The sequence below is a fragment of the Vibrio sp. A11 genome (genome assembly GCF_013048705.1).
Classification (GTDB): Bacteria; Pseudomonadota; Gammaproteobacteria; order Enterobacterales; family Vibrionaceae; genus Vibrio; species Vibrio metschnikovii.
Map to the genome: position 1 here is coordinate 22,216 of NZ_VHSI01000021.1, position 6,359 is coordinate 28,574.

Consider the following 6,359-nt stretch of genomic DNA (forward strand, 5'->3'; position numbering starts at 1 on the left):
TTTTACTAACAACTTACCAACAGAGTCAACGTCTCTTTCTTATAATAAGCCGTATACGGTTGCTGAGATCGCAATAATCCCCATGATGACTACAAAGGTATTGCTGGTCAGTCCTCGATACTTTTCTAACGCGGGTATTTTTTGAATCGCGTACATTGGAATTATATACAAGATAAGAGCAATGATTGGACCACAGAGCACTTCTATCATTCCCAGTACCGATGGATTTAGTGTCGCGACAAGCCAAGTGGTCATCAGCATGACGATAACGGTCAACGTATTTATTGTACTGGGTTTAATGTTATAGCCTCGATGCTCAAAACCTTCACTGATTAAACGAGAACATCCTTCTTGTGCGCCAATATAAGTCCCTAAAAATGATTTAGAAATGGCGATAAAAGCGATCATCGGGGCCATGATTTCAATGACGGGCGTATCCAGATAGTTGGCTAAGTAAGAGAGAATAGTGATATTTTGTGCTTTGGCCTCGGCAAGTTGCTGTGGCGAAAGCGTGAGTACGCAACTAAGTACAAAGAACATTACGCTCGCGACCATCATCATGTGTGCGTAACCGAGAATTTGAGAACACTTTTTTTCTGCGAGTGTGTCACTATATTCTTTGCGTTTTGATTTAGCAAAGGTGGAAATAATGGGGGTGTGGCTAAAGGAGAAAACCATCACTGGAATGGTGAGTAAGAGCGTTCGCCACATATCGCCGCTGGTCACGGAGTGAAGGATAAGATCTTGGTTAAATATTGCGCCATTCCAATGCGGTATAAGATATAAAGCAAGGAGCATCAATACTGAAACGAAAGGATAGACCAGAATACTCATGGTTTTTACTATCAGTTCCTCGCCATAACGAACAATCCCAATCAGTGACATCAAAAGGCAAAATGACAGAATAAAGCGTGGCGGTGGGATTATTCCTAATTGATGCAGCATAAAGCTTTCGACAGTATTGGTGATAGAAACGCCGTAGACCAGCAAAATAGGAAAAATGGAAACAAAGTACAGTAAAGTAAAAATACGACCTGCTTTTTTTCCGAAATGTTCAGACATCACTTGGGTGATATCTGCAGCAGGATTGGTCGATGATAGAACTAAACGAGCTAAACCACGGTGAGCATAAAAGGTCATCGGAAAAGCCAGTAAGCCCATTAATATCAGAGGGATCAGTCCGCCAATGCCTGCATTAATAGGAAGAAAGAGTACACCAGCCCCAATTGCAGTACCATAAAGTCCGAGCATCCAAACGGTATCAGATTTTCGCCATGTTGAAGGTGATACGGTGGTTATCGTGACATCCTGTTGTGTCGATAGCATAGTTTTCTCCAAGTTTGCGCTGTATTTATTTTTATAGTTATGAATTATTGATAACTCTGAAATTAAGAACGACGAGGCTTACCATAAATGCGCTGAGGGAGAGAAACTGTGATCTTAATAGGCTTTCGTTTTTTCTATATAAAAGCTTTATTCCCTTACAAAGGGTAATGTTAATTATTTTCTTATTCAGAATAATGAGATGGGAAACGCGTTAATTTTTGGGGCTATTATATGAACTCGGGTTATTAAAATAACCCGAGTTGCGCGGCGGTGATTTGCTCAAACTGACGGTTAATAAAAGGCAAAATCGCATCGGCAACGGGTTTGAGTTGTTTATCAATGTAATGTTGGTAATCGATAGGGCTGGATAAGTACTGCTTAGGTTCAGGGCCATTAAGTGTCATACAGTATTCAATCGTGCCTTTATTTTGATATTGTAAAGCTCTACCTAAACTCGCATTGATTTCATCTGCTAGGCGAGCGGCGCGTACTTGAGGAGGCACGTTTTTTTGGTACTCGTGCAGCTTGCGTCGCAGGCGCTTTTGGTAGGTTAGCTGCTGATCAAACTCCCCAGCTAACGTTTGCTCAACGGTCGTGCGAATATACTCATCTGGCTGCTGATCGTGAAATATCATCCAATACAGTTCAGACTGAAAACGTTGGGCAAGAGGCGTCCAATCACTGCGGGCGCTCTCTAAGCCTTTAAACACCATTTTTTCCGCACCGGGTTCACCAATCAGGCCAGCGTAGCGCTTTTTTGACCCCGTTTCTGAGCCGCGGATGGTCGGCATTAAAAACTTGCGGTAGTGAGTTTCATACTCCAGCTCTAAAAAAGAACTTAATCCGTAGGCTTGCTGAAGATGGGTTGCCCACCACTGGTTAATGTGCCAGACCAAGTCACGTCCGATTTTGTCAGCTTGTGTTTGGCTAAATGCGCCACCTAATGAAACAAAGGTTGAATCGGTATCACCATAAATGACCTGATAACCTTGCGCCTCAATTAAGGTTTTGGTCTGCTTCATGATTTCGTGGCCGCGCATGGTAATACTTGAAGCCAGACGAGTATCAAAAAACCGGCAGCCAGATGATCCAAGTACGCCATAAAAGGAGTTCATAATAATTTTGATCGCTTGCGAAAAGGCGGGCTCGTTGTTTTGCTTAGCAATATCCCGAGCGGCCCACAGTGCTTCGATCATTGCCGGCAAAAAATGGCGTTGACGATGAAACTGGCCGCCACGAAATCCAGCGACCGCTTGATGTGGTTTATTGCCGATCTCAAGTGGTAGACCTTCAATCAGCCCTAAAGGGTCAATTAAAAACGAGCGGATAATTGAGGGATAAAGGCTTTTAAAATCAAGTAGTAGGACTGAGTCATACAAGCCAGGGCGAGAGTCCATGACATAACCACCTGGACTGGCAATCCAGTTTTCGGAGTGCAGGTTGGGCGCAACATACCCTGCACGGTGTAGTTGAGGCAGATAGAGATTCGTAAAAGCGGCTACTGAGCCGCCAATTCTATCTAACTCTAATCCGGTTAATCGAGAGCGTTGAATAACAAAGTCTAGTAAATGAGTGTGTTGGAAAATCTTCTCGACTAAAATGCAATCTTGCAGATTATAATGGGCGAGCTGAGGTTTATCTTGTCGGTAAAGGCGATTGATTTCTTCCATTCTATCGTGCGGCTGAGTAATGGCTTTTCCTTCTCCTAACAGTTGACGGGACACGGCCTCTAAAGACCAAGAGCGAAACTGATAGGTGGCGGTTTTTAAGGTATCGATTCCATCCAGTACTACGCGTCCGGGAATGGTAATAAAGCCTTGGTTCGTTTGTGCAGCTGATCGAAAATAACTGGCCTGCTTAGCTCGGCCAAGTTTGAGCTTTAATTTATGCCATTCGGCCCGCTTGTGCAGTAAGCGAAAGTCAAAATCAATCACATTCCAGCCAATGATCACGTCCGGATCAAAGCGTTGAAACCAATCGACTAAAGCATTGAGTAAGTGATATTCATCGCTGACCCATTCGATAGTGGTTTCAGCGGACTGTGGCTGGCCGACCATGATCACACGACTATCGATGGGGCTATGCAGGCCGATGGAGTAGAGTAAGCCTTTCTCTGAGCATTCAATGTCTAATGAAACCACATGGAGTTGTGGTAAATAGTCGGCTTGTCGGCATTTTGCTTGACTGACTTGGCGATAGTCGCCGTAGTGGGTTATGGTGCCGGTAAACTCAAGGCTGCCTTGAATGAATCGTTCCATTAAATAGCGATCCGCCAGTTTAATATCGGCTTCTAAAGTGATGATATTCTCATGGTGGAGCGCTTGAGCCAGTTTGGATGCTTGATAATGGCTCGCAAAATAACAACCTGCCAGTGACTGTTGGTTAAAGTCTTTAAGCTCAAGAGGCCGAATATCAACGGTTATTTGCTGTTGTTTGGCGATGGCTTGGCAGGCTTGAATCTGCGTTTGTTCGATAAAGAACACCGCTTGTTCGCCCTCGATAATCAACTGTGTTGGCCCTTGATCTGTCGCCAGCCACAACTCAATGTGACTTTTACCGTTGATATCTTTTGCTTGGCGGGTGAGGACAAAACCTGATTCGAGAGTCACGGTCAACCTTATTGATGGCAGTATTTAGGCAGAAGATATCTTCCTTTGCTACTTGTCGTCTATCTGTAACATCAAGTCGTTTGGGGATACCTAAAAAATAGCAGAAGATAATACCATCTTCTGCTATTCGCGTCAGGACGCGTTGAGGTCGGTGTAATTTGAGGTTTTGCCGATAGTGGACCTTATCAAGTTCATGATATTTCTAAACTAAAGTGAGCATTATTATAATGGGCCACTGCGATTTACTTGTCGCGCTTAGTAATAAAAATAACCAGTGACTTTTGCACTCATTTCTTCTTGTTGCCAATGCTGATAGCGAATTTCACTGCGCAGTGCCCAATGACGAGCAAGACTCCAGTTCCACGTTAAATTAATCTGGCTATGATGATCGGCAGCGCTATTCAATAAAGCCAAGTATTGTCCCTGTAACCCTAAACGGTGCTTGTCTGCCACTTGCCAGAGGACGCCTGCTTCCATCCCCACACCGGTGGTAAGACGATAATCGGTCAGTGAACCATGATTAAATGCCAGTGAGGCTAATCCATAGCTGTGTAAGTTATTGGGGTCACCCCATGCCTGACCATAACCACCTTGCACAAACCACCGTCCTTGACGTTGTTGCTGGCTTGGCTGGCGATCAAAACCAAGTCGCATATTCCATGATGCACTAGAGAATAGATTGTGATTTGGCGCTACTGTCATGGCATCAAGCAGATACAACTTTTCTAAACGTGTGGTGTTATGTTGATCTTGACTTAATTGTAGATCCAAAAAGCTAATTTGTGCGCCAGGAATAAAGCCTTGCTGAGCATCTAATAAGTCGTGATAGGCGGCGCGCCACTCAAGATTTAACGCTGATGGTGTATGATGCCAATACTGCCCACCGATGCCGAGTCGTGCCGAACCATGCCCTTGTTCAGGAGAAAAAGCCGGTATCGGTACGGGCTCAAAAGGTGATGGGGCGTTGATTTGGCTACGCAGTCGTAATAATTGCGTCAGCCGCTGCGCCGTCGGATCGCGTTCTAAGCCTTGATCATACAATTGAAAATTGAGCCATTCATAAGCAAATTCATAAATTGTGGCTAATTCCTGATCGTTAAACTGGTTAGGGTCAGGAAACTGACCTTGTGTCGCCAGTTTTGCTGCTTGAAAAAGCTCTGGAGAGACTTGCTGTGACTGATGGATTAAACGCGTACCGAATGATTCCCGATAACGCGGGGTATCAATCAAGCCGCGTTTGGCTAAGGCGTTGACGGTATCTGATGGAATGGCTTGAAAAGGAAAATCTTCCACTAAAAAAAGATCATCGCGAGCCAATTCTAATAAAGCGAGCAGTTGGTATGAGCAGTTTTCATCCAAGAAATAGTAATCAAACTCGGCTAATTGCATTTCCCATAAATGCAGCAGCACTCGTTCGACTTCTTGCTCAGTTAAATTCAAGGGATATTCCCAAATATCACGTGACTCAATGTCATTGTATTCACGCACTTTACGATAATAAGGCATCACAGTGAATCTACCCGGATAAAAACCAAATAAACCTTTCATCGCATATAATGCAGGGTTGTCATTGCCTTCGGGTTCGGCGGCAAAATTGATCGCAAACGCGACCAGCTCTTGATGACGAGTTTGATCTTTTGCATCAATCCGGAGCAGAGTATGACCAAACATCGAAGAGGGATTATTCATAAACGCAGTAGGAAAGACCAAAGTCATCCCTGCCGGATCGATCACGGTGCGCCAATTGTCTAATTCTGGACAATTAAGCTGAGCTGTACGGCCTAATTGTGATTCTATCCATGTATAACGTGCTGGATAAGTGCAGCGAGCTTGCTCTGCTATGGCCGGATCGGAATGATAAAGCGTATCTAATGTCGCCTGTAACTCGGCTTGCGGATTAATTTTACCGTCTTGAGCAAGGAAAAATGGCGTTGAATCGATAGTGCTGCGATATCCTCCCCATCGAGGCAGATAGTGACCTAATTTTAGCCAATAAGGGTGTGTGGAGAGATCCATCGTGTTCAGTTCTGAACTGGCGAAGGCGGGGCGAGTTAATACTACGCTGAGTAAAAAGAACCCTAAGGAGCGCCAATGGCAGTAATGTCTAGCAGAAAGTCTCATACTTATCGTGTTCTTTGGGGGGACGAAAATAAATAAAGAGTGCCCTTATCGGGCACTCTATAGGTAGCTTATTCATCAACCTAAAACTCAACCATTAGGCTTTTGCTTTGGTCAGGAATCAGCGATTAGATAGTGTAAGCAGCAAGAGCTTGATCTTGAGCAACTAAGGTATTTAGATTAGGGCTTGTTGATCTTTCGTGATGGATTATTAGACAGCATGATGGGCTGGTATAATTACTTTCGCCAAAAACTAACCATGACAACCCATCATGCCAAGAACAATGTTAACAGACGAGTACTGGT

The 6,359-nt window shown here is 44.2% G+C and carries 3 protein-coding genes; all 3 read right to left on the minus strand.

Going from position 1 to position 6,359, the window contains the following annotated elements; translation table 11 throughout:
* Positions 1–39 precede the first annotated feature (39 nt).
* On the minus strand, positions 40–1,326 hold the full coding sequence (locus FKQ60_RS15855) for an HAAAP family serine/threonine permease (RefSeq protein ID WP_170904818.1): 1,287 nt from the start codon (positions 1,324–1,326) through the stop codon (positions 40–42).
* 245 nt (positions 1,327–1,571) lie between these two features.
* Positions 1,572–3,935 carry a DNA polymerase II gene (locus FKQ60_RS15860; RefSeq protein ID WP_170906742.1) on the minus strand — a complete coding sequence of 788 codons (2,364 nt, stop codon included), beginning with the start codon at positions 3,933–3,935 and terminating at the stop codon, positions 1,572–1,574.
* 255 nt (positions 3,936–4,190) lie between these two features.
* The gene (locus tag FKQ60_RS15865; RefSeq protein ID WP_170906743.1) at positions 4,191–6,056 is read right to left on the minus strand and encodes a DUF4105 domain-containing protein; all 1,866 of its coding nucleotides are present in this window, start codon (positions 6,054–6,056) and stop codon (positions 4,191–4,193) included.
* Between the last annotated feature and the right edge of the window lie 303 nt (positions 6,057–6,359).

What these genes read in the sequence shown, in the direction of transcription:
- FKQ60_RS15855 (WP_170904818.1), bottom strand. Translation starts at nt 1,326, where the DNA reads ATGCTATCGACACAACAGGATGTCACGATAACCACCGTATCACCTTCA.
- FKQ60_RS15865 (WP_170906743.1), bottom strand. Translation starts at nt 6,056, where the DNA reads ATGAGACTTTCTGCTAGACATTACTGCCATTGGCGCTCCTTAGGGTTC.